Raw genomic sequence first — 23,417 nt, 5'->3', positions numbered from 1 at the left:
TGCTATCGTCCGGTCTCAACTGCGGCAGAGCTGGCGCGGGTGGCAGTCATGCCTTCGCAACAGCCCTTCGGCTCAGCGCCCACCCGCCGCCCCCACATCCGTAAGACCAGTCCAGTGCCGTTCCGTGGCCACGTGCCGCGCCGACACGTAGAGGTTGCCGTACCTATGCGTCACGCTGAAGGAGCTCTCGGTGAGTGATGTAACGACGCTCGCCTTCGAGACGAACTGCCACATCTTCGACGGGTGCGGCTTCCCGGCCCCCGGCCTGCACTCCTTCCTCTTCAAGCCGTTGATCGGCGACGCGGACAGCAGCGCCTACTTCAACAAGACGATGCTGCTGGCGCTGCTGGGCAGCATCGTGATCGTCGGCTTCTTCTGGGCTGCCTTCGCCAAGCCGAAGATCGTCCCCGGCAAGCTGCAGATGGTCGCCGAGGCCGGCTACGACTTCGTGCGCCGCGGGATCGTCTACGAGACGATCGGCAAGCGTGACGGCGAGAAGTACGTGCCCTTCATGGTGGCGCTGTTCTTCTTCGTCTGGATCATGAACCTGTGGTCGATCGTGCCGATCGCCCAGTTCCCCGTCACGGCGATCATCAGCTACCCGGCCGCGCTGGCCGCGATCGTCTACGTCACGTGGATGTCGCTGACCTTCAAGAAGCACGGCTTCGTCGGCGGCTGGAAGAACATCACCGGCTACGACAAGAACCTCGGCGCGGTGCTGCCGATGGTCGTCGGCCTGGAGTTCCTCTCCAACGTGATCGTCCGGCCGTTCACGCACGCGGTGCGACTGTTCGCCAACATGTTCGCGGGTCACGTCCTGCTGCTGCTGTTCACCATCGCCAGCTGGTACCTGCTCAACGGGATCGGCATCGCCTACGCCGGTGTCTCGTTCGTGATGGTCATCGTGATGACCGCCTTCGAGCTCTTCATCCAGGCCGTCCAGGCGTACGTCTTCGTGCTGCTGGCCTGCTCCTACGTCCAGGGCGCGCTCGCCGAGCACCACTGAGCACCCGCGCGACGCACAGCCCCCCGATTGTCCGGTGGCCAACCCCCACCGGTCCGTGAAAGAGAAGGAAGAAACAGCATGTCCGCTGTGAACCTCGCCGCCACCCAGATCCTCGGCAACCTGGGCTCCATCGGCTACGGCCTCGCGGCCATCGGCCCCGGCGTCGGCATCGGCATCATCTTCGGCAACGGTACGCAGGCCCTCGCCCGCCAGCCCGAGGCCGCCGGCCTGATCCGCGCCAACCAGATCCTCGGCTTCGCCTTCTGTGAGGCGCTCGCGCTGATCGGTCTGGTCATGCCGTTCGTCTACCCGACCTCCTGAGTCCGGGCTGACGAGACCAACCCCTTTCGACGGAAGGCACTGATGTGAACGCCCTGGCACAGCTGGCGGCCGAGGAGGCGGAGAACCCCCTCATCCCGCCGATCCCAGAGCTCGTCATCGGTCTCATCGCCTTCGCCATCGTCTTCTTCTTCCTCGCCAAGAAGCTCCTCCCGAACATCAACAAGGTTCTGGACGAGCGGCGCGAGGCCATCGAGGGCGGCATGGAGAAGGCCGAGGCCGCACAGGCCGAGGCTCAGCGGACCCTCGAGGAGTACAAGCAGTCGCTCTCCGAGGCCCGCCACGAGGCCGCGCGTCTGCGCCAGGAGGCGCAGGAGCAGGGCGCCGCGCTCATCGCCGAGATGCGCGCGGAAGGCCAGCGGCAGCGTGAGGAGATCATCGCCGCCGGTCACGCCCAGATCGAGGCCGACCGCCGGTCCGCCGCGCACGCCCTGCGCCAGGACGTCGGCAAGCTCGCCACCGACCTGGCCGGCAAGATCGTCGGTGAGTCCCTCGAGGACACCGCCCGCCAGAGCCGCGTGATCGACCGCTTCCTCGACGAGCTCGAGGAGAAGGCCGAGGCCGCGCGATGAACGGAGCGAGCCGCGAGGCACTGGCCACCGCGCGCGAGCGCCTCGACGCGCTGGCGGACAACACGTCCGTCGACGCGGCGAAGCTCGCCGAGGAGCTGGCCGCCGTCACGGGGCTGCTCGACCGCGAGGGTTCGCTGCGCCGCGCCTTGACCGACCCCGCGCAGCCGGGAGAGGCCAAGGCGGGCCTGGCGCAGGCGGTCCTCGGCGGGCAGATCGGCGGCGAGACGTCCGATTTGGTCGCGGGCATGGTCCGCAGCCGCTGGTCGCAGTCGCGTGATCTGACCGACGCGCTGGAGGAGCTGTCCTACGGCGCCGACCTGATCGCCGCGGAGCGTGCGGGCGTCCTCGACGACGTCGAGGACGAGCTGTTCCGCTTCGGCCGCATCGTCTCCGGCAGCAGCGAGCTGCGGGCGGCGCTGACCGACCGTGCCGCGGGGACCCAGGCGAAGGCGGCCCTGCTGCACTCGCTGCTGGGCGGCCGCGCCAACCCGGTCACCGAGCGGATCGTGGTCCGTCTCGTGACCCACCCGCGAGGCCGTAGCCTGGAGGCAGGGATCGACGCCCTGTCCAAGCTGGCGGCGGCGCGCCGTAACCGCACGGTTGCGGTCGTGGTCTCGGCGGTTCCGCTGAGCGACCGGCAGAAGCAGCGCCTCGGCGCCGCGCTGGCCACGATCTACGGCCGGCAGGTGCACCTGAACCTCGACGTGGACCCCGCGGTCCGCGGCGGCATCTCGGTTCGGGTCGGCGACGAGGTCATCGACGGGACCATCGCGGACCGCCTCGAAGAGGCGAGTCGGCGGATGGCCGGCTGAACCAGCCACCAACTCAAAGAGCAGTACCAGCGGCCCGAGTTGGGCCGTAGCGAATACTTCGGGCCCAACAAGGAGAGCAGGGAACCCAGATGGCGGAGCTCACGATCCGGCCGGAGGAGATCCGGGACGCGCTGGAGAACTTCGTCCAGTCGTACAAGCCGGACGCGGCCTCGCGCGAGGAGGTCGGAACGGTCAGCCTGGCCGGCGACGGTATCGCCAAGGTCGAGGGTCTGCCCTCGGTCATGGCGAACGAGCTGCTGAAGTTCGAGGACGGCACCCTCGGTCTCGCCCTCAACCTCGAGGAGCGCGAGATCGGTGCGATCGTCCTCGGCGAGTTCAGCGGCATCGAGGAGGGCCAGCCGGTGCAGCGCACCGGTGAGGTGCTCTCCGTCGCGGTCGGCGAGGGATACCTGGGTCGCGTCGTCGACCCGCTCGGCAACCCGATCGACGGCCTCGGCGAGATCGAGACCGACGGCCGCCGCGCCCTGGAGCTCCAGGCTCCCGGCGTCATGGCCCGTAAGTCCGTGCACGAGCCGATGCAGACCGGCCTCAAGGCCGTCGACGCGATGACCCCGATCGGCCGCGGTCAGCGTCAGCTGATCATCGGCGACCGCCAGACCGGCAAGACCGCCCTGGCGATCGACACGATCATCAACCAGCGTGACAACTGGCGTTCCGGCGACCCCAAGAAGCAGGTCCGCTGCATCTACGTCGCCATCGGCCAGAAGGGCTCCACCATCGCCGGCGTGCGCGCCGCGCTGGAGGAGGCCGGCGCCCTGGAGTACACCACGATCGTGGCGGCCCCGGCGTCCGACCCGGCCGGCTTCAAGTACCTCGCCCCGTACACCGGCTCGGCCATCGGCCAGCACTGGATGTACGACGGCAAGCACGTCCTGATCGTCTTCGACGACCTGTCCAAGCAGGCCGACGCCTACCGCGCCGTCTCCCTGCTGCTGCGCCGCCCGCCGGGCCGTGAGGCCTACCCGGGTGACGTCTTCTACCTGCACTCCCGCCTGCTGGAGCGCTGCGCCAAGCTCTCCGACGAGCTGGGCGCCGGCTCGATGACCGGTCTGCCGGTCGTCGAGACCAAGGCCAACGACGTCTCGGCGTTCATCCCGACCAACGTCATCTCGATCACCGACGGCCAGTGCTTCCTGGAGTCCGACCTGTTCAACGCGGGCCAGCGCCCGGCGCTGAACGTCGGTATCTCGGTCTCCCGAGTCGGTGGCTCGGCGCAGATCAAGGCCATGAAGTCGGTCGCCGGCCGACTGCGCGTGGACCTCGCCCAGTACCGCGAGCTGGAGGCGTTCGCCGCCTTCGGTTCCGACCTGGACGCGGCCTCCAAGGCGCAGCTGGAGCGCGGCAAGCGCATGGTCGAGCTGCTGAAGCAGGGCCAGTACGCCCCGTTCCCGATCGAGGACCAGGTCGTCTCCATCTGGGCCGGCACCACCGGCAAGCTGGACGACGTGCCCGTCGAGGACATCCGCCGCTTCGAGCGCGAGCTGCTGGACCACCTCCGCCGCGAGAAGAAGGACCTCCTGCTGAGCATCGCCGAGACCGGCAAGCTCGGCGACGACACGGTCGAGGCCCTGACCGACGCGGTCGCGGAGTTCAAGAAGCAGTTCGAGACCTCGGACGGCAAGCTGCTGGGTGAGGGCTGAGCATGGGCGCCCAGCTTCGGGTATACAAGCGCCGCATCAAGTCCGTCACCGCGACCAAGAAGATCACGAAGGCGATGGAGATGATCTCCGCGTCCCGGATCGTCAAGGCCCAGCGCCAGGTCCACGCCTCGTCCCCGTACGCCGACGAACTCACCCGCGCGGTGGCCGCGGTCGCGACCGGTTCGAACACGAACCACCCGCTGACCACGGAGACCGAGAACCCGACGCGCGCCGCGGTGCTGCTCATCACGAGCGACCGCGGTCTGGCCGGCGGCTACTCGTCCAACGCGATCAAGGCCGCCGACCGGCTCACCGAGCAGCTGCGCTCGGAGGGCAAGGAGGTCGTCCACTACATCGTCGGCCGCAAGGGCGTGGCGTACTACGGCTTCCGTGAGCGCGCGATCGAGGACTCGTGGACCGGGTTCACCGACAAGCCGACGTACGCGGACGCCAAGTCGGTCGCCGACCCGCTGATCGAGGTGGTCCTCAAGGACACCGCCGAGGGCGGCGTGGACGAGCTGCACATTATCTTCACGGAGTTCGTGTCGATGCTGACGCAGGCGCCGGTGGAGAAGCGGCTGCTGCCGCTCTCGCTCGCCGACGCCACCGGTGGCGAGGCCCGCAAGGAGGGGGAGATCCTCCCCCTGTACGACTTCGAGCCGTCGGCTGAGGGCGTCCTGGACGCACTGCTGCCGCGGTACGTCGAGAGCCGGATCTACAACGCGCTGCTGCAGGGTGCCGCTTCCGAGCACGCCGCCCGCCGCCGCGCGATGAAGTCGGCGACCGACAACGCCGAGGAGCTCATCAAGACGCTCACGCGGCTTGCCAACCAGGCCCGCCAGGCCGAAATCACCCAGGAAATCAGCGAGATCGTCGGTGGCTCCAGCGCCCTGGCCGACGCGTCTGCGGGGAGTGACTAATCATGACCACCACTGTTGAGACGGCCGCTGCCACGGGCCGCGTCGCCCGGGTCATCGGCCCGGTCGTCGACGTGGAGTTCCCCGTCGACGCCATGCCGGAGATCTACAACGCCCTCACCGTCGAGGTCGCCGACCCGGCCGAGGCCGGCAAGAAGAAGACGCTGACCCTCGAGGTCGCCCAGCACCTGGGCGACGGCGTGGTCCGCGCGATCTCGATGCAGCCCACCGACGGTCTGGTCCGCCAGGCCTCGGTGACCGACACGGGCACGGGCATCACCGTCCCCGTCGGCGACTTCACCAAGGGCAAGGTGTTCAACACCCTCGGTGAGGTGCTGAACGTCCCCGAGGAGAACGCCAACGTCGGCGAGCGCTGGACGATCCACCGCAAGGCGCCCAAGTTCGAGGACCTCGAGTCCAAGACCGAGATGTTCGAGACCGGCCTGAAGGTCGTCGACCTGCTGACCCCGTACGTCAAGGGCGGCAAGATCGGTCTGTTCGGCGGCGCCGGTGTCGGCAAGACCGTCCTCATCCAGGAAATGATCATGCGTGTGGCGAAGCTGCACGAGGGCGTTTCCGTGTTCGCCGGCGTCGGCGAGCGCACCCGTGAGGGCAACGACCTGATCCAGGAGATGGAGGAGTCCGGCGTCCTGGACAAGACCGCCCTGGTCTTCGGCCAGATGGACGAGCCCCCGGGCACCCGTCTGCGCGTGGCGCTGGCCGGTCTGACCATGGCGGAGTACTTCCGCGATGTGCAGAAGCAGGACGTGCTGTTCTTCATCGACAACATCTTCCGCTTCACCCAGGCCGGTTCCGAGGTCTCCACGCTGCTCGGCCGCATGCCCTCCGCGGTGGGTTACCAGCCGAACCTCGCGGACGAGATGGGCCTCCTCCAGGAGCGCATCACCTCGACCCGTGGTCACTCGATCACCTCGATGCAGGCGATCTACGTCCCCGCGGACGACCTGACCGACCCGGCGCCGGCGACCACCTTCGCCCACCTGGACGCGACGACCGTTCTGTCCCGTCCGATCTCGGAGAAGGGCATCTACCCGGCGGTGGACCCGCTGGACTCGACGTCCCGCATCCTGGACCCCCGCTACATCGCGGCGGACCACTACGAGTGCGCCATGCGCGTCAAGGGGATCCTGCAGAAGTACAAGGACCTCCAGGACATCATCGCGATCCTCGGTATCGACGAGCTGGGCGAGGAGGACAAGCTCACCGTCCACCGCGCCCGCCGCATCGAGCGCTTCCTGTCGCAGAACACCCACGCGGCGAAGCAGTTCACCGGCATCGACGGCTCCGACGTCCCGCTGGACGAGTCGATCTCCGCGTTCAACGCCATCGCCGACGGAAAGTACGACCACTTCCCTGAGCAGGCGTTCTTCATGTGCGGTGGCATCGAGGACCTCGAGCGCAACGCCCGCGAGCTCGGCGTCAGCTGACGCCCGTCGCCTGACGGCTCACCGTGGCAGGGGGCGGACCCTGTGTCCGCCCCCTTGCCGCACCCCCGTTATCCTTTGTTTTATGCACCCGCCGGACGGCGGTGGGTGCCGACCCGAGGAGCCATCTTGGCTGAGCTGCACGTCGAGCTGGTCGCAGCGGACCGCAGTGTCTGGTCCGGCGAGGCCACACTTGTCGTCGCACGCACCGAGTCCGGCGACATCGGCGTCATGCCGAACCACGAGCCGCTGCTGGGCGTGCTCCAGTCCGGTCCGGTGACGATCCGCACCAGCGAGGGCGGCACCGTCGTCGCCGCGGTGCACGGCGGTTTCATCTCCTTCGCGGACAACAAGCTGTCGGTGCTCGCGGAGATCGCCGAGCTCGCCGACGAGATCGACGTCCAGCGTGCGGAGCGGGCTCTGGAGCGTGCGAAGGCCGACGCCGACGCCGCCAGTGAGCGCCGCGCCGAGGTCCGGCTGATCGCCGCGACCAGCGGGTCGCGCTGAGCACCCGGCCCACCGGGCCATGAGCCGCGGGAGGCCCGTGAGGGTGTCCCGCGGCTGCAGTATCCCTATTCGTGACACGGAGCGAGGAGGTCGGTGGGCGTGATCCTCGCTTTTCAGGTGTGCGGGGCCCTGGTGGCGGTGGCGCTGCTGGGGCTGTTCGTCTTCGGGCTGCGGCGCCGGCTGATCCAGCGGCCCGGCGGCACGTTCGACTGCAGCCTGCGGATGCCGCCCACCGGGGCCGGCGAACCCTCCGGCAAGGGCTGGGCGTACGGCGTGGCCCGCTACAGCGGTGACCGGATCGAGTGGTTCCGGGTCTTCTCGTACGCGCCCCGGCCGCGCCGGGTGCTGGAACGCTCCGCCATCGAGGTGCTGCACCGCCGCGTCCCGGAGGGGCAGGAGGAACTGGCGCTCCTCTCCGACTCCGTGATCCTGGTCTGCGAGCACCGCGGCACCCGTCTGGAACTCGCCATGAGCGACGACGCCCTCACCGGCTTCCTCGCCTGGCTCGAGGCCGCCCCTCCCGGCCAGCGGGTCAACGTGGCCTGAGGTCTGGTTCCGCCTCCCCGCTGGTTGGGGGTCCCCCCGGACGAAGTCTGGGGGAGGGTCAACGTGGCCTGACAAGCGCTGTCCGGTCCCGCCGGCCCTACGGCCGTACCGACAGCCCCCATTCCTGCGCCAGCACCGCGGCCTGCACGCGGCTGCGCAGCTCCAGCTTGGCCAGCATGCGGCTGACGTGCGTCTTCGCCGTCGCCTCCGCCATCTCCAGCCGCACCGCGATCTCCGCGTTGGACAGGCCCTCGCCCACGCAGACCAGCACCTCCCGCTCCCGTGGCGTCAGCGCGCCGAGCACGGCGTGGTCGGCCGCCGGACGCGGCCGGGGGCGGGCGAACTCGCCGATCAGCCGGCGGGTCACCGCGGGCGCGATCATCCCCTCGCCGCGGGCCACCAGCCGTACGCCCTCGATCAGCCGGTCCGCCTCGGTGTCCTTCAGCAGGAATCCCGCGGCGCCCGCCCGCAGCGCCCCGAAGACGTACTCGTCCAGGTCGAAGGTGGTGAGGACGAGCACCTCCGCCAGTCGCTCCGCGACGATCTCCCGGGTCGCGGCGACCCCGTCCAGCCGGGGCATCTGGAGGTCCATGAGGATCACGTCCGGGTGCAGCTCGCGGGCGACGCGGACCGCGGCCTCCCCATCGGCCGCCTCGCCGACCACCTCGATGTCCGGCACCGAGCCCAGGATCAGCACCAGCCCCGCGCGTACCGCGGCCTGGTCCTCGGCGACGACCACCCGGATCATGCGTTCCCCTTCATGGGCAGTACCGCCCGTACCCGCCATGTCGTGCCCTCCCGGCCCGCCTCGAAGGTGCCGCCCAGCAGCTCGGCGCGTTCCCGCATCCCGATCAGGCCGCTGCCGGAGCCGGGGGCCCGGGGGTCCGGCCGGTGCCCCGGGCCGCCGATCCGGCAGGGGCTCGCCACGGTCACCGTCAGCGCCTCGCCCTCCTGCTCCAGCAGGACGGGCACCTCACCGGGCGCCGCGTGCTTCAGGACGTTGGTCAAGGACTCCTGCACGATCCGGTAGGCCGCCAGCTCCACGGGCGCGGGCAGCGCGGCGGCGCCGTCGGGGCGCCCGTCGCGCAGTACGAAGGCCGAGTGCGGGGCCGCCGCGCGCATCTGCTCCAGGAGCGCGTCCAGGCCGGCCAGCCGCGGGACGGGGGCCGGTTCCCCGTCCTCGCCCGCCGAGTCGCGCAGCAGCCCGATCAGCCGGCGCATCTCGGACAGGCCCTCGACGCTGTTCTCGCGGATCACTGCCAGCGCCTCGCGGGCCGGGCCCTCGTGGCGGTCCAGGGACAGTGCGGCGGTGGAGTGGATGGCGATCGCGGAGAGGTGGCCCGCCACCATGTCGTGCAGTTCGCGGGCCATTCGGGCCCGTTCGCGGCCCACCGCCTCCCGGCGGTCCAGCTCCGCGAGGAGCGCGGTCTGCTCGGCGCGCAGCCGTTCGTGGGCGGCCTCGTCGCGGTGCCGCCGCACGACCACGCCGGTCCAGGCGGGGGCGACCGAGACCAGGGCACCGACCACACCGATCAGCAGGGACTCGGCGACCGGGTGCACCGCCACGGCGGTGGCGGTGAGCGCGGCCGTGCAGAGCACGCTGACGACGGGCACGACCCGGGTCAGCCGCTTCGGCCCGTACAGGACGGCGGCGTACACGAGGTCGGTGAACATCAGCACGGTCACCAGCAGCGAGCCGATCACGAAATCCGCGCAGAAGGTGAGCACGCCGAGGACGATCGCGACGCGGGGCGCGGTCCGCCGCAGCAGTTCGCACCCGGCCATGACCACCAGCGGGAGCAGCGGCAGCCAGCGGTGGTCGCCCGCCGGATGGTTCCCGGAGTGGGTGTACAGCCCGAACGCCCACATCGCGAGGCCGCCCGTGAGTCCCGACACGGCGATCAGCACGTCGTCCCGCGGCGGGCGCCGGGCGGCGTTGGTCGTCATGGGCCCATCCCAGCACGCGGCGCGGACGGTGCGCGTCGGCCGGTGGTCGGACCCGGTGCGTACACCGAAGGATGCAGCCGGGTCTCATCAGCGCCGACGACGCGCCCCACCGCGGCCGCGGGGGAGCCTTGCGGCATGTTGGTGACCCTGATCGCCGGGTGCGAGATCGCCTTCTGGGTGCTGCTCGGCGCCGGGCTCGCGGTGCGCTACCTGCTGCGCCGGCCCCGGGCCGGCGCGGCGCTGCTGGTGTGCGTGCCCCTGGTGGACCTGGTGCTGCTGGCCGCGGCGGTGGCCGACCTGCGCGACGGTGGCACGGCCGCCGCCCGGCACGGCCTGGCCGCCGCGTACGTCGGCTTCTCCGCCGGCTACGGCCACGGCGTCGTCCGCTGGGCCGACGCACGCTTCGCGCACCGCTTCGCGGGGGGCCCCGAGCCGCCGCCGGCACCGAGGTACGGCAGGGCCCGGGCCCTGCACGAGTGGCGGCTCCTCGGCCGTACCGCGGTGTCCGCCGCGGTCGCGGCCGCCCTGCTGCAACTGGTCGTCTGGCTCGTCGCGGACGCCGGACGCACGGCCGCCCTGCGGGAGTGGCAGGTGCGGATGGCGGCGACGACCGGGATCCACGCGGTCGTCGCGGCGAGCTACACGCTCCGGCCCAAGCGGGGGCCGGCCGCCTCGCCGCGCACCTGAGCGGGCGCGGTCAGCGGTTCTCGCCGGGCACCCACAACACGTCGCCGACCTCCTTGTTGGCCGTACGGGCCAGGATGAACAGCAGGTCGGACAGCCGGTTGAGGTAGGTGGCGGTGAGCGGGTTCATCGTCTCGCCGTGCTCCTCCAGCGCGGTCCACGTGGACCGCTCGGCGCGGCGGACGACCGTGCACGCCTGGTGGAGCAGCGCGGCGCCCGGGGTGCCGCCCGGCAGGATGAAGCTGCGCAGCTTCTCCAGTTCCTCCAGGAAGCGGTCGCAGTCCGCCTCCAGCCGGTCCACGTAGGTCTGCTCGACGCGCAGCGGCGGGTACTTGGGGTCGGGGACGACGGGCGTCGCGAGGTCGGCGCCGACGTCGAAGAGGTCGTTCTGGACCCGTACGAGGACGGTCACGACCTCTTGCGGGAGCGCGCCGAGGGCGATCGCCACGCCGATCGCCGCGTTCGCCTCATTGGCGTCCGCGTAGGCCGAGATGCGGCTGTCGGTCTTGGCCGTACGGCTCATGTCGCCGAGGGCGGTGGTGCCGTCGTCCCCGGTCCGCGTGTAGATGCGCGTCAGATTGACCATGTGTCGAGCGTAGTCAGGCAGCGCCCGGGGCGCGCCCCGCGACGGGCCCGAGGCGCGGGAGGCGGATGCGGACTCCGGGGGCGGTCCCGGTCAAACTGGACGCGGTTCGCCTGCAACTGGGCGCCGGGGCCCTCAACTGTGCGACGAAGGACACAGGGTGACCCGCCTCTCTTCCTGCTGCGCTCCGCTGTGAAGCGACGTTAAGGTCCCGGCAACAGCATCGAGAAGATAGGTGTGTGCCGTGGCGAAGAAGCTCGCCGTCATCGGAGCCGGCCTGATGGGCTCCGGCATCGCGCAGGTGTCCGCACAGGCGGGTTACGAGGTCGTCCTGCGTGACATCACGGTCGAGGCGCTGGCCAGGGGCAAGGGCGGGATCGAGGCGTCCTACGAGAAGTTCGTCGCCAAGGGGAAGCTCACCGCGCAGGACGCGGCCGCCGCGCTCGCGCGCATCACCACCACCACCGACCTGGACGCGGCCGCCGACGCCGACATCGTCGTCGAGGCCGTCTTCGAGAAGATCGAGGTCAAGCAGGAGATCTTCCGCGCGCTGGACAAGATCGCCAAGGCGGACGCGGTGCTGGCCTCCAACACCTCCGCCATCCCGATCACCAAGATCGCGGCGGTGACGGAGCGCCCGGAGAGCGTGGTCGGCACCCACTTCTTCTCGCCGGTCCCGCTCATGCAGCTGTGCGAGCTGGTCCGCGGCTACAAGACCGGCGACGCGACCCTGGCGCGCGCCAAGACCTTCGCCGAGGAGATCGGCAAGACGACCATCGTCGTCAACCGGGACGTGGCCGGCTTCGTCACCACCCGGCTGATCGCGGCGCTCGTCGTCGAGGCCACCAAGCTCTACGAGTCGGGCGTCGCCACGGCCGAGGACATCGACATCGCCTGCAAGCTCGGTTTCGGCCACGCGATGGGTCCGCTGGCGACCGCCGACCTCACCGGCGTCGACATCCTGCTGCACGCCGCCGACAACATCTACACCGAGTCCCAGGACGAGAAGTTCGCCCCGCCGGAGCTCATGCGGCGCATGGTCGACGCGGGCGCGCTCGGCCGCAAGAGCGGCGAGGGCTTCTACCGCTACTGACGGAGCGTCAACCGGAAGGGCCCGGTCCGGTGCGGATGGCCGGAGGACTGGGCCCCTCGGACCCCTCCTGTCACTCGCAAGGGTGAATTCGGTATCGGTTCGCTCACAGACGGCAACCTCTTCGTACGACGGACCGTCAGTTACGTAGAACCACGGCAGTTCCACCCATTCACTCCACGGGGAGGCGTAATGCACATCAGGGGCGATCACGCCGAGCTGGTCGTCGGGGGCCGCCTCGACGTCCGCACCGCGGCGGACGCCCGCAAGGTCCTGCACAGCGCCGTGGACGGCGGCCACGGCGACCTCGTGCTCGACCTGACCGAACTCGACTCGTGGGACGCGACGGGTCTGGGGGTCATCATGGGGGCGCACCGCCGCTGCGGCCGGGCCGACCGGCGCCTGGTCCTGCGGGGCGTGCCCGCGCAGATGCAGCGCCTGCTGGTCGCCACGCGGCTGCACCGCATCCTGGTCATCGAGGGGGGAATCGCGGCAGAAGCACTGCCGCGGACCTAGCGCACCCACCGGGCGCGCCGAGACGCAAGCGGCAACCCCGGACAGATTCGGACGCAAGGGCGGCATCGCCGCCCTGGGCTTCGCACACGCTGCGGGAAGGTTTAGGGTTCGGTTCCGGCGTGCCTCAACCCCGTACGCCGAGGAGGGGAGCCGGACCGGTCCCACGGCGCGACCACGGGCCCGGTGAGGCCCTGCTGCGACGCAAATGGGGGGGCGGAGACTAATGGACCCACACGGACCCGACATGACCGGTGACGAGTACGGCGCACGACAGGACTCCACGGGCTTTGCCGACGTGACATCGGCCGGCGGCGCGGAGGACGGCACCGCGCCGACGCCGCGCGTCGGCCGGCCGCCGCGCGACCCGCTCGCCCTGGAGGTCGGGGCGGGCACGGGGGACGGCGACGCGCCACGCGTCGTCGAACTCCTCGTGGGCGACTGCAGGCTGACCCTCAACCCCGTCGACGGCAGCGAGGTCAGCTCCCTCGCCCCCGGCGACCTGCCCGCACCCGTTCGGCGCACGGCGGAGGAACGCGCCGCGCTGACCGCCGCCGCCCGGCCGACGGTGCCGCCGGGGCCACGCGCCCCCGAGCTCCCGCTGCTGGAGCGCGAGGAGGAGCGCAAGCGCCTGGTGCGGCTGCTCTCCCGGGGCCGTTCGGTGCGCGTCACCGGGCCCTCCGGCGCCGGCCGCAGCGTGCTGCTCGACGCGGTGGCCCGGGCCTGCGAGGACCTCGCCCCCGACGGCGTGATCCGGCTCTCGGGCTACCGGCGGACCCCCAGCGACCTGCTGCAGGAGCTCTTCGCCACCGTCTACGACACCGAGGACTACCGCCCCGAGCGCAGCCGCCTGCTGGAGCTGCTGCGCGACATCGGCGGGGTCGTCGTCCTGGACGACCTGGAGTTCGGCGGCGCCTCCCTGGAGGAACTGCTCGCGGCGGCGCCCGAGTGCGCCTTCCTGGTGTCCGCGACGCCCGACGTGCCGGCCCCCGCCGGCGACTCCCTGGTCGAAGAGGTCTTCCTTCCCGGACTGCCCCGGGTCGCCTGCCTGGAACTGCTGGAGCTCTCCGCGGGCCGCCCCCTGGTGGAGGAGGAGACCGCCTGGGCGGCCGACCTGTGGTTCGAGTCCGAGGGCCTGCCGCTGCGCTTCGTCCAGGCCGGTGCGCTGCTGCGGCAGCGCGACGCGCTCGGGGCGGAGATCCTCGCGGCCGACGAGTCCGTGTGGGGCGACGTGGACGCGACGGACGAACTTTCCGTCGACGCGCCCTTCGGCACCGAGCCGGGCGCGTCGGCCTCGCACGTGCCGCTGCCCTCGCTCGCCGAGAGCGCCGCGCCCGCCGCCCTGCTCGCCTCCCGCCTCGGCGCCTCGGCGCAGGAGGCGCTGCGCTTCGCGGTGGCCCTGGGCGGCGAGTGCCCGCACCAGGCCCACCTGCCGGCGCTCGTCGGCGACACCCACGGCGATGCGGCGCTCGGCGAGATCGTGGCCGTCGGGCTCGCCGTCCCCGTCGCGGCGCACCACCGCCTGGCGGCCGGTGTGAGCAGCCAACTGGCCCTGGTGGACGGACTGGCCGCGGAGGCCGCCGCCGAGGGCTCACCGCAGGCGCTGGCTGCCGCCCAGCACTACGCCTGGTGGGCCGGGCACCCCTCCGTCACCCCGAAGCGCGTCGCCGCCGAGGCGGAGGCCATCCTCGGCGCCCTGAGTGCCGCCCGCGACGGCGGGCACACCAGCGCGGCCGTGCTCCTGGCCCGTGCGGTGGCGCCCGTCCTGGCGGCCGCCATGCACTGGAGCGCGTGGGAGCGTGCGCTGCGCGTCGGCCAGGAGGCCGCCCGGCTCGCCGGGGAGGTGGCCGAGGAGGCGTACTTCCTCCACGAACTCGGCGTCCTGGCGCTGTGCCTCGGCAACCTGGACCGGGCCCGCAGCGAACTGGAGGCCTCGATAGCCCTGCGCGGCGCCCTCGCGGACCGTCAGGGCACCACGGTGGGGCGCCGCACCCTCGCGCTCGTCGTGGACCGCGCGGGCGGCCCTGTGCCCGGTACGGGCCTCGCGGGCGTCGAGACCCCGGCGGCGGGCACCGACATGTCCGATGCGCCCGCGACGATCATCAGCAAGCGCCTTGCCGCGGCGGCCGCCGCCCCGCGCCGGATCGCCCTCACCGGTTCCCGCCGCAACCTCGTCGCCGCCGGCGCGGGCGCCCTGCTGGCCGCCGTCCTCGGCACCGTCGTCACCCTCGGCACGACGGCCTCCGGCGGTGACCAGAACACACCCATGAACGTCAAGCCGGTCGAGTCCGCCCAGGAGGACAACGCGGACGACGGCTTCCCGGCCGAGGACGCCCCGAGCCCCGGCTCCAGCCGGCGGCCCAGCCCCTCCGCGAGCGGCACCACGCCGGGGTCCACCGGCGCGCCGGGCGCGCCGGGCGGTGCGGTCGACCCGGGTACGGGCGACGGGGGGACCGAGCAGCCGGGCGGCGGGGAGACGTCGACCAAGGGCAGCGGCGGATCGAACACGGGCCGGCCGAAGCCGTCGCACAGCACGTCCCGTCCGCCGACCTCGACGACGAAGCCGCCGAGCTCGACTCCATCGACGCCGCCGGCCAGCGAGTCGCCGACGACCACGCCGACCGAGACGACTCCCAGCGACACCACCAGCGCCGGCGGGCCCTCCGAGACCGCGGTCGCCACCACGGATCCCGGTACCCCGGTGGACGAGTCCTCCACGTCCGGAACGATCGCCTGACCGGCGCCCGTCACGGCGCGGCCGCGGTGGTCTGCCGACCGCCGGGCCGCGCCGTGGTGCGTGCCCGCGGCCGCTCCGGGACCTGGGGTCAGAAGAGGCGGAGCTTGTCGTCCTCGATGCCGCGCAGCGCGTCGTAGTCGAGGACGACGCAGTCGATGCCGCGGTCCGTGGCGAGGACGCGCGCCTGCGGCTTGATCTCCTGGGCCGCGAAGACGCCCTTCACGGGCGCCAGCAGGGGGTCCCGGTTGAGGAGTTCGAGGTAGCGGGTGAGCTGCTCGACGCCGTCGATCTCTCCGCGGCGCTTGATCTCGACGGCGACGGTCGTGCCGGACGCGTCCCGGCCCAGGATGTCCACCGGGCCGATGGCCGTCGGGTACTCGCGGCGGACGAGGCTCCAGCCCTCGCCGAGCACCTCCATGCGGTCGGCCAGCAGCTCCTGGAGGTGGGCCTCGACGCCGTCCTTGATCAGGCCGGGGTCGACCCCGAGTTCGTGCGTGGAGTCGTGCAGCACGTCCTCGATGGTGATGATCAGCTGCTCGCCGGCCTTGTTGGTGACCGTCCAGACCCCGTCCCCACCCTCCTTGAGCGTGCAGGGCGGCGACATCCAGTTCAGCGGCTTGTAGGCACGGTCGTCGGCGTGGACGGAGACGCTGCCGTCGGCCTTGACCAGGAGCAGCCTGGTGGCCGACGGCAGATGGGCGGAGAGCCGGCCCGCGTAGTCCACGGAGCAACGGGCGATGACGAGACGCATGGTCGGCAACGTTACTCGCTACCGGGCGCGGTCGGAAAATGGCCTGTTGTGAGCGCTCGCGCCTAGTGTCATGGGACCTCTCCGCCTACGGTTGTGGGTGGAAGCCGTCGCGCGGGAGAACTCTGGGCGGCTTCTCTCCGTAGTCCGTCTGACTCCTCGGACAGGGGGGTCACGAGAGGAGTACTCATGTCGCTCGACGTCTCACCGGCCCTCCTCGAACAGGCCGAGCGAGGCGAGGTCGACGAACGGGAATTCGTCGACTGCGTCCGGACTTCCCTGCCTTACGCATGGGACATGATCAGCTCTCTGGCGGCACAACTCAAGGTGGACGGCGGCGAGTTCGCCGACAACCAGGTACCTCCGCCGGACGAGCACGCGCGCGGGCAGCTGCTCCGCGCCCTGGCGAGTGACGCGATACGGGGGGCCCTGCAGCGGCACTTCGGGGTCCGGCTGGCGTTCCAGAACTGCCACCGGGTCGCGGTGTTCCCGCTGGACCCGGCGGTCGACGGGCGTTACGCCACCTTCACCTCCGTACGCGCACAGCTGCTGAACCAGTCCCCGGAGCTGCGGGACTGCTGAACCGGGCAGGGTGCTCCCGCCGTTGGTCGCACCACTGCTCTTTGATGTTTCAATCAGGCCAATTGCGGGAGCACTTCGCTGCCGAGCCGCGCCACGTTCTCCTCGGTGGCCGCGAGATCGCCGGAGCCCTCGACGAGCAGGGCGAAGCGGCTGATGCCGGTCCGCTCGGCGGTGGCGGCCAGCCGGTCGGCGCACAGCGCGGGCGGGCCCACGGGGTGGAGGTCGCAGAGGAGTTCGGTGTAGGCGAGCGGATCGCGCATCGTCCGGGGCCGGCCGTCGACCGTGCGGTGCGCGGCGAGACCCCGCTGGAGCCAGCCGGGCATCGCCTTGGTGAGGGTCTCCACGGCGTCCGCACGGCGGTCCGCGATCTGTACGACGCCCGCGGAGACATGTTCCGCCGTGGCCACCATTTCGGGTGAAAGCCCCGCATCGCGCGCCTCGGCCTGCCACATTGCGACCATGGCAGCTTTGTCCTCGTCGCCGCAGTGCATGCCGAGCAGCATCGGCAGACCCCTGCGTGCCGCGAGCCGGACGCTGCCCGGCGAGGTGCAGGCGACGACGACCGGCGGCCCGCTGGGCTCCTCGAACTCGTCCGCCCGCGGCACGACGTCGACCTCGCGGAAGGCGAATCGTTCACCCGAGGCCCCCACGCGCGGCTCACGGAGCCAGCGCAGCAGCAGGTCCAGCGACTCGGGGAAACCCTTCTCGAAGGCGGCGAGTCCGGCGCCGAAGACCTCCAGGTCCACCCAGGGGCCGCCGCGGCCCACGCCCAGCGTGAAGCGGCCGCCCGAGGCGATGTGCAGCAGCGCCGCCTGCTCGCCGAGCGCCACGGGGTGCGCGGTCGGCAGGACGCTCACGGCCGTACCGATCCCGATCCGGCGCGTCCTGCCCAGCAGCAGCGCGGCGAGCGTCACAGCCGACGGGCACACGCCGTACGGCACGAAGTGGTGCTCCGCCAGCCATACGGAGTCCAGCCCGGCCCGCTCCGCCGCCTCTGCGGACCGCACCGCGCGGTGCAGCGCCTCCCCCGGTCCCTGCCCCGGGAACTGGGCGGCGAGGACGAAAGTACCGACACGCATCGTGCTTCACACCTTCCTCGGTGGCCGACACGGCTCCCCTACTGGCACTAACGCCTGACACGTGCCAAAGGCACGGTCCGCGCACCGCGATTTCATGATTTTCGCGGCGATGGCCGGAATGGGGGGTTCCCCGACCGGGTACCCGGCACGGTCCGCGCTACGCGTACGCTGGTTGGCGGCCCCGAGTCCCCCGAACCGCATGAGGTGTGTGCCCGTGTCCCCGCGCCGAAACCGCCCCCGAGGCGCCGCCGGCAGAGTCGAGGAGCGTCCCGAGGCCGGACCGGCCAGGGGCCCGGAGCGTGTGGAGAGCTGGCAGGGCGAGCAGTGGACCGTCCGCCAGCTGAGCGGGAGTCCGGCTGGCAAGCACTACCGCTGCCCCGGTTGCGACCAGGAGATCCCGCCGGGCGTCGGGCACCTGGTGGCCTGGCCGGAGCACGGCGGCGTGGAGGACCGGCGCCACTGGCACACCGCCTGCTGGAACGCCAGGGACCGCCGGAGCGCACGGCTCCAGCGGTCCCGGAACGCCCCCCGGTACTGACCGTGGAGCGGAAGCCCGGTGTCCCGGGTCAGACGTCGCGCTTGGCGAGCGCCGCGTAGGCCGCGCCCAGGGCGACGGCCGTGATGATCGCGAGCCCGATCAACTGGCGCACGCCGTCGGCGTCGCCGTTCTCCAGCATCGGCATCTGGTAGAGCGACGCGATGGCGTTGGGGGAGGAGTACTCGATCAGCTTCTCCTGCACCTTGCGGAGGCTGTCCGACTGCATGAAGATCGCGATGATCAGCGGCAGCAGGACCACGCCCATCATCGTGGTGATCGCGCCCGCGGAGTGCCGCAGCAGCGCGCCCACGGCCAGCGAGAGCAGCCCGAGCAGCGCCACGTACAGGCCGACGCCGACGGTGGCGCCCAGCCACTGGGTGCCGCTCGCGGTGGTGAGGCCGTCCTCGATGACGAGCCGAGCGCCCACGTAGGTGTCGTCGCCCACGGACCTGCCGCCGAAGGTGGCGTAGTTCATCAGCGCGGTGAGCGCGCAGGCCACGGTGGTGACGGTGAAGGTCAGCGCGAAGAAGACGATCGCCTTCGCGGTGAGCACCCGGCCGCGCTGCGGGCACGCGGTGAGGGTCGTGCGGATCATGCCCGTGCCGTACTCGGAACTGATCACCAGCACGCCGAGCGTCATGACGCAGAGCTGGCCGAGGAGCACCCCGAACAGGCCGAAGCCGAGCACCGGGTCGGAGACGTTCTCGGTCGAGCCCAGGCCGACGACGAGCAGGTTGATGCCGAGGATCAGCAGCAGCATGACGCCGAGCGTCCACAGCGTGGAGCGCACCGTACGGATCTTGGTCCACTCGGACTTCAGCGCGTGGCCGAGGTGGGTCCTCTGCACCGGGACGGTGGAGGAGAACTGCGGAGCCGGGTGGACGGGGGCGGTCATCGGGCGTCCTCGACGGGCTGGGTCGGCTGCGGGGCGGGCGGGGCGGCGGGAGCCGCGGGAGCGGCGGGCACCGCCGGCGGTACGGGGGCGCCGGGCGGCACGGGCGGCTGCGCGTACGGGTTCACGGGCGCGGCAGGCGCCGCGCCGGGGGCCGGCGGCACCGGCGCCGCGTACGGCGGCACCGGGGGCTGCGGGTGCCCGTAGCCGTACCCGTACGGCGGTTGCTGCGGGACGGGCTGCGGGTAGGGCGCCTGCGGCGGCATGCCCCAGCCGCCGGGGGCCGGCGCACCGCCGGGCTGCTGCAGGCCCTGCCGCGGGTCGGCGGTGGAGCGGTAGTCGACGGCGCTGTTGGTGAGGCGCATGTAGGCCTCCTCGAGCGAGGCCTGGTGGGGCGAGAGCTCCCACAGCCGCACCTCGGACTCGTGCGCGACGTCGCTGATCCGCGGCAGTTCAAGACCGGTCACGCGCAGCGCGCCGTCCTGTTCCTGCTGCACCTGCGCGCCCGCCTCGGTCAGCGCCTTCGTGAGCCTGTCCCGGTCCGCGGCCACGTCCGGGGTGCGGACCACGGCGAAGCCGGTGGAGTTGCGCGCGATGAAGTCCTTGACGCTCATGTCGGCCAGCAGCTGCCCGCGGCCGATCACGATCAGGTGGTCCGCGGTGAGCGCCATCTCGCTCATCAGGTGCGAGGAGACGAAGACCGTACGGCCCTCCGAGGCGAGCTTGCGCATCAGATGGCGTACCCAGTGGATGCCCTCCGGGTCCAGACCGTTGACCGGCTCGTCGAAGAGCAGCACCTCGGGGTCGCCCAGCAGCGCCGCCGCGATGCCGAGGCGCTGCCCCATGCCGAGCGAGAAGCCCTTGGAGCGCCTGCGCGCGACCTCCTGCAGGCCCACCACGCCCAGCACCTCGTCCACCCGGCGGGCCGGGATCCCGGACAACTGCGCCAGGCACAGCAGGTGCTGGCGCGCGCTGCGCCCGCCGTGCACGGCCTTGGCGTCCAGCAGCGCGCCCACCCGGCGCGGGGCGTTGGGCAGCTGCCGGAACGGCTGTCCGCCGACGGTCACGCGTCCGGCCGTGGGCGTGTCCAGGCCCAGGATCATCCGCATCGTGGTCGACTTCCCGGAGCCGTTGGGCCCCAGGAAGCCGGTCACCATGCCGGGCCGCACCTGGAAGGACAGGTTGTACACGGCCGTCTTGCTGCCGTAGGTCTTGGTGAGGCCGACTGCCTCGATCATGCTCCGCCCCTCGACGAACAGTCCGCGGGGCGGCGCTCGCCCCCATGAGGATTAGGAGGCTAGCGGGGCGGGATCGGTTCCCGCCCCGTGAGGCCGGAATTGCCCGGGAGCGGTCAGGCGTCCCGCTTCTTCAGCAGCGCGTAGCCGCCGATCAGCGCGACGACCACCCACAGCGCCATGATGCCGAGTCCGCCCCACGCGCTGTACGGGGCGGGGTCGTCCGGGGCGATCGTGGCCCGCATGATCTTGCTGCCGGCCTGGTCCGGGAAGTACCGGGCCACCTCCTTGGCGCCCGGCACGGCCGAGAGGATCCCGGAGATCAGGAAGAAGAAGGGGATGAGGATGCCCAGTGAGACCAGCGGGCTGCGCAGCATCGTCGCGACGCCGACCGCGAAGAGCACCATCAGCGTCATGTAGAGGCCGGCCCCGAAGACCGCGCGCAGCACCCCCGGATCGCTGATCGAGGTGTCGAGGTCACCGCCGAGGACGGCCTGCCCGATGAAGAAGGAGACGAAGCTGACGATCACCCCGAGGACGAAGGTGATGCCGGCGGCGACGGCGACCTTGGAGAGGTAGAAGGTCGCACGCTGCGGTACCGCCGAGAGCGAGGCCCTGATCATGCCCGTGCTGTACTCGCTGGAGATGATCAGCACGCCGAAGGTGATCAGCGCGAGTTGACCGAGGAAGAGACCGGACAGGCTCTGGGCGGTGGCGTCGAACTGGGCGCGGGCGCCCTCTTCGATGGTGTCCCACTGGGTGCGGAAGAGCAGGCAGAACAGACCGCTGATGACGATGGTCAGGACGGCGGCGGACGCCAGCGTCCACACGGTCGACCGGACGGTCCTGACCTTGGTCCACTCCGACTGCAGAACAGCGGTGGTCGCTGCCATGTCAGGCTTCCTTTCCGGTGTGCGTGTTCCAGGCGGCGCCCCACTGGGCCGCGGGGGCCGCGGCCTCGCCGGCCTCCGCCGCGGCCCCACCGGCGTGGTACTCCACCGACTCGGCGGTGAGTTGCATGAAGGCCTGCTCCAGGGAGGCCTGCTGGGGGCTGAGCTCGTGCAGCACCAGTTGGTGCCGGGCGGCGAGTTCACCGATCTTGGCGGACTCCGCGCCCTCGATCTCGAAGGCGCCCTCGTCGTCGACCACCGAGGTGATCGACGCGGCCGCCAGCGCGTCCCTGAACTTCTCCGGCTCGGGGGTGCGGACGCGCACGTAGGAGCGGGAGTTCTCGGCGATGAAGTCCGCCATCGTCGTGTCCGCCATCAGCTTGCCGCGGCCGATCACGATCAGGTGCTCGGCGGTGAGCGCCATCTCGCTCATGAGGTGGCTGGAGACGAAGACCGTGCGGCCCTGCGCGGCCAGCCCCTTCATCAGGTTGCGGATCCAGTGGATGCCCTCCGGGTCCAGTCCGTTGACCGGCTCGTCGAACATCAGGATCTCGGGGTCGCCCAGCAGCGCCGCGGCGATACCGAGACGCTGTCCCATGCCGAGGGAGAACCCCTTGGAACGCTTCTTGGCGACGGGCGCGAGACCGACGGTCTCCAGCACCTCGTCGACCCGGCGGGCCGGGATGCGGTTGGACTGGGCCAGGCACAGCAGGTGGTTGTACGCCGTGCGGCCGCCGTGGATGGCCTTGGCCTCGAGCAACGCCCCGATGTGCTTGAGCGGTTCGTGGAGTTCGCGGTAGTGCTTGCCGTCGATGCGGATGCTGCCGCTGGTCGGATTGTCCAGGTCCAGCATCATGCGCATCGTCGTCGACTTGCCCGCCCCGTTGGGGCCGAGGAAGCCGGTCACCACCCCCGGCCGCACCGTGAAGGTGAGGTCGTCCACCGCGGTCTTGTCGCCGTACCGCTTGGTCAGCCCCTGCAGCTCGATCATGCCGCATACACTATTTGGCCGCGGCGCGCGATGCACGCGGAATTCACGCCCCCGTTTGCGCTCCCGCACACGACCGAGCCCCCTGCCGAGGGGACAGGGGGCTCGATGTGCTCCGGAAGACCGGTGGGACGTCAGCGCTGGGCCGGGACGCCGCGCGAGACGGGCTCGTCGTCGGCGGGGGCGCCGGCCGCGGCGACCGCCGCACCGGTCAGCGTGGCCAGCATCTCGCGGACGTTGGTCAGCTGGGCGTTGATGCTGTCGCGGCGGTTGGTGAGCGCCGCCAGCTCGCGCTCGGATTCGCTGCGGATGCGGTCCGCCTTGGCGTTCGCGTCGGCCACGATGTCCTCGGCCTGGCGCTGCGCGGTCTCCACCGTCTGGCGGGCCCGGCGCTCGGCGTCGGTGCGCAGCTTCTCGGCCTCCAGGCGGAGCTGCTCGGCGCGGTGCTCGATCTCGGCGAGGCGCTTCTCGGCCTTGGCCTGACGGGACGCCAGGTCACGCTCGGACTGCTCGCGGCGCTTGGCCAGGTTGGTCTCGAAGTCGGCCGCGGCCTGGGCCGCCTTGGCACGGGTCTCCTCGAAGAGGGCGTCCGCCTCCTCGCGCTTGGCCTGCGCGTCCTTCTGCGCGTCGGCGCGCAGCTGGCCGGCCTCACCCTTGGCCTTCTCGACGATGCGCTCGCCCTCGTCCTCGGCCTTGGTCTTGCGCTCGGCGGCGTAGGACTCGGCGTCGTTGCGCACCTGGGTGGCGGCGGACTCGGCCAGCTCGCGGTGCTGCTCGGCGGCCCGGCGGGCCTCCTCGCGCAGGTCCTTCGCCTCCTCCTCGGCGAGGCGGAGGATCTTCTCCACCCGCGCGCCGAGACCGGCGTACGACGGCTCGGCGTCGTTGACCTGCGCCTGCGCGTTCTGGGTCTCGAGGTGGAGTTCCTCGATGCGCTTCTCCAGCGCATTGATCCGGGCCAGTGCACTGTCACGGTCGGCGACGAGCTTGGTGATGCGGTCGTCCACCTGCCCGCGGTCGTATCCGCGCCGCACGAGCTCGAAGCCGAAGGGGGAGGAAGTGTCGCTCATGGGGTTCCTGTCAATTCAGACCGGGTGGGGTGATAGGGG

Annotated in this window: 25 protein-coding genes; 15 read left to right on the top strand and 10 right to left on the bottom strand. The window is 71.5% G+C overall.

Going from position 1 to position 23,417, the window contains the following annotated elements:
• Nucleotides 1–175: 175 nt before the first annotated feature.
• The 9 genes from atpB to PV410_RS16890 all read left to right on the top strand — a co-directional run bounded on the left by atpB (nt 176) and on the right by PV410_RS16890 (nt 7,805).
• Nucleotides 176–1,006, top strand: a complete 831-nt coding sequence (atpB, locus tag PV410_RS16930; protein ID WP_431965728.1) for a F0F1 ATP synthase subunit A — start codon at nt 176–178, stop codon at nt 1,004–1,006.
• 78 nt (nt 1,007–1,084) lie between these two features.
• Nucleotides 1,085–1,327 carry an ATP synthase F0 subunit C gene (gene atpE, locus PV410_RS16925; protein WP_018563527.1) on the top strand — a complete coding sequence of 81 codons (243 nt, stop codon included), beginning with the start codon at nt 1,085–1,087 and terminating at the stop codon, nt 1,325–1,327.
• A 44-nt stretch (nt 1,328–1,371) separates the two neighbouring features.
• A complete protein-coding gene (locus PV410_RS16920; RefSeq protein ID WP_018563526.1) occupies nt 1,372–1,917 on the top strand; it encodes a F0F1 ATP synthase subunit B in 546 nt (181 codons plus the stop codon).
• The gene (locus tag PV410_RS16915; protein ID WP_500325350.1) at nt 1,914–2,729 is read left to right on the top strand and encodes a F0F1 ATP synthase subunit delta; all 816 of its coding nucleotides are present in this window, start codon (nt 1,914–1,916) and stop codon (nt 2,727–2,729) included. The genes PV410_RS16920 and PV410_RS16915 overlap by 4 nt, the downstream gene beginning before the upstream one ends.
• Before the next feature lie 89 nt (nt 2,730–2,818).
• Entirely contained in the window at nt 2,819–4,390 is a 1,572-nt protein-coding gene (atpA, locus tag PV410_RS16910) for a F0F1 ATP synthase subunit alpha (protein WP_500325348.1), read from the top strand.
• Nucleotides 4,391–4,392: 2 nt separating this feature from the next.
• Nucleotides 4,393–5,310, top strand: a complete 918-nt coding sequence (locus PV410_RS16905; RefSeq protein WP_500325346.1) for a F0F1 ATP synthase subunit gamma — start codon at nt 4,393–4,395, stop codon at nt 5,308–5,310.
• Between the two features lie 2 nt (nt 5,311–5,312).
• On the top strand, nt 5,313–6,755 hold the full coding sequence (atpD, locus tag PV410_RS16900; RefSeq protein ID WP_499514040.1) for a F0F1 ATP synthase subunit beta: 1,443 nt from the start codon (nt 5,313–5,315) through the stop codon (nt 6,753–6,755).
• Nucleotides 6,756–6,878: 123 nt separating this feature from the next.
• On the top strand, nt 6,879–7,259 hold the full coding sequence (locus tag PV410_RS16895; protein ID WP_499516949.1) for a F0F1 ATP synthase subunit epsilon: 381 nt from the start codon (nt 6,879–6,881) through the stop codon (nt 7,257–7,259).
• A gap of 99 nt (nt 7,260–7,358) precedes the next feature.
• On the top strand, nt 7,359–7,805 hold the full coding sequence (locus PV410_RS16890) for a DUF2550 domain-containing protein (RefSeq protein WP_499514041.1): 447 nt from the start codon (nt 7,359–7,361) through the stop codon (nt 7,803–7,805).
• 97 nt (nt 7,806–7,902) lie between these two features.
• On the opposite strand, the gene PV410_RS16885 is transcribed toward PV410_RS16890, so the two are convergent.
• Both PV410_RS16885 and PV410_RS16880 read right to left on the bottom strand, forming a co-directional pair.
• Complete coding sequence (locus PV410_RS16885; RefSeq protein ID WP_500325344.1) at nt 7,903–8,553, bottom strand: response regulator; 651 nt, start codon at nt 8,551–8,553, stop codon at nt 7,903–7,905.
• On the bottom strand, nt 8,550–9,752 hold the full coding sequence (locus PV410_RS16880) for a sensor histidine kinase (RefSeq protein WP_500325342.1): 1,203 nt from the start codon (nt 9,750–9,752) through the stop codon (nt 8,550–8,552). Before PV410_RS16880 ends, PV410_RS16885 begins: the two co-directional genes overlap by 4 nt.
• Before the next feature lie 135 nt (nt 9,753–9,887).
• Here PV410_RS16880 and PV410_RS16875 point away from each other — a divergent pair, with 135 nt between their 5' ends.
• Entirely contained in the window at nt 9,888–10,439 is a 552-nt protein-coding gene (locus tag PV410_RS16875) for a hypothetical protein (RefSeq protein ID WP_500325340.1), read from the top strand.
• A 10-nt stretch (nt 10,440–10,449) separates the two neighbouring features.
• Here the strand turns inward: PV410_RS16875 and PV410_RS16870 are convergent, their stop codons facing one another.
• Complete coding sequence (locus PV410_RS16870; RefSeq protein ID WP_500325338.1) at nt 10,450–11,022, bottom strand: cob(I)yrinic acid a,c-diamide adenosyltransferase; 573 nt, start codon at nt 11,020–11,022, stop codon at nt 10,450–10,452.
• A gap of 241 nt (nt 11,023–11,263) precedes the next feature.
• Between PV410_RS16870 and PV410_RS16865 the strand changes: the two genes are divergently transcribed.
• From PV410_RS16865 to PV410_RS16855, 3 genes are all read left to right on the top strand, one after another.
• Complete coding sequence (locus PV410_RS16865; RefSeq protein ID WP_500325336.1) at nt 11,264–12,112, top strand: 3-hydroxyacyl-CoA dehydrogenase family protein; 849 nt, start codon at nt 11,264–11,266, stop codon at nt 12,110–12,112.
• 189 nt (nt 12,113–12,301) lie between these two features.
• Nucleotides 12,302–12,625, top strand: a complete 324-nt coding sequence (locus tag PV410_RS16860; protein ID WP_018563514.1) for an STAS domain-containing protein — start codon at nt 12,302–12,304, stop codon at nt 12,623–12,625.
• Nucleotides 12,626–12,848: 223 nt separating this feature from the next.
• Complete coding sequence (locus tag PV410_RS16855; protein WP_500325334.1) at nt 12,849–15,359, top strand: ATP-binding protein; 2,511 nt, start codon at nt 12,849–12,851, stop codon at nt 15,357–15,359.
• 88 nt (nt 15,360–15,447) lie between these two features.
• On the opposite strand, the gene nucS is transcribed toward PV410_RS16855, so the two are convergent.
• Nucleotides 15,448–16,110: an endonuclease NucS gene (gene nucS, locus PV410_RS16850; RefSeq protein ID WP_500325332.1), complete on the bottom strand. Its 663-nt coding sequence runs from the start codon at nt 16,108–16,110 to the stop codon at nt 15,448–15,450.
• A gap of 186 nt (nt 16,111–16,296) precedes the next feature.
• Between nucS and PV410_RS16845 the strand changes: the two genes are divergently transcribed.
• Complete coding sequence (locus PV410_RS16845; RefSeq protein ID WP_018563511.1) at nt 16,297–16,689, top strand: SCO5389 family protein; 393 nt, start codon at nt 16,297–16,299, stop codon at nt 16,687–16,689.
• 53 nt (nt 16,690–16,742) lie between these two features.
• Here the strand turns inward: PV410_RS16845 and PV410_RS16840 are convergent, their stop codons facing one another.
• Complete coding sequence (locus tag PV410_RS16840) at nt 16,743–17,768, bottom strand: LLM class flavin-dependent oxidoreductase (RefSeq protein ID WP_500325330.1); 1,026 nt, start codon at nt 17,766–17,768, stop codon at nt 16,743–16,745.
• 214 nt (nt 17,769–17,982) lie between these two features.
• Between PV410_RS16840 and PV410_RS16835 the strand changes: the two genes are divergently transcribed.
• Complete coding sequence (locus PV410_RS16835; protein ID WP_500325329.1) at nt 17,983–18,306, top strand: Rv1322 family protein; 324 nt, start codon at nt 17,983–17,985, stop codon at nt 18,304–18,306.
• 28 nt (nt 18,307–18,334) lie between these two features.
• Here PV410_RS16835 and PV410_RS16830 read toward each other — a convergent pair whose 3' ends face one another.
• The 5 genes from PV410_RS16830 to PV410_RS16810 form a co-directional block, all read right to left on the bottom strand.
• Nucleotides 18,335–19,201, bottom strand: coding sequence for an ABC transporter permease (locus tag PV410_RS16830; RefSeq protein ID WP_500325328.1), 867 nt, complete (start codon nt 19,199–19,201; stop codon nt 18,335–18,337).
• On the bottom strand, nt 19,198–20,436 hold the full coding sequence (locus tag PV410_RS16825; RefSeq protein WP_500325327.1) for an ABC transporter ATP-binding protein: 1,239 nt from the start codon (nt 20,434–20,436) through the stop codon (nt 19,198–19,200). The genes PV410_RS16830 and PV410_RS16825 overlap by 4 nt, the downstream gene beginning before the upstream one ends.
• Nucleotides 20,437–20,549: 113 nt before the next feature.
• Nucleotides 20,550–21,326 carry an ABC transporter permease gene (locus PV410_RS16820; RefSeq protein ID WP_500325325.1) on the bottom strand — a complete coding sequence of 259 codons (777 nt, stop codon included), beginning with the start codon at nt 21,324–21,326 and terminating at the stop codon, nt 20,550–20,552.
• Between the two features lies 1 nt (nt 21,327).
• On the bottom strand, nt 21,328–22,314 hold the full coding sequence (locus PV410_RS16815) for an ABC transporter ATP-binding protein (RefSeq protein WP_500325323.1): 987 nt from the start codon (nt 22,312–22,314) through the stop codon (nt 21,328–21,330).
• A gap of 131 nt (nt 22,315–22,445) precedes the next feature.
• Nucleotides 22,446–23,378: a coiled-coil domain-containing protein gene (locus PV410_RS16810; protein WP_018563504.1), complete on the bottom strand. Its 933-nt coding sequence runs from the start codon at nt 23,376–23,378 to the stop codon at nt 22,446–22,448.
• Nucleotides 23,379–23,417: the final 39 nt, after the last annotated feature.

It is taken from the genome of Streptomyces sp. PA03-5A (genome assembly GCF_033792725.1).
Classification (GTDB): Bacteria; Actinomycetota; Actinomycetes; order Streptomycetales; family Streptomycetaceae; genus Actinacidiphila.
The sequence above is the reverse complement of the archived record's forward strand: the minus strand, read 5'-3'. Positions and strand labels throughout refer to the sequence as shown.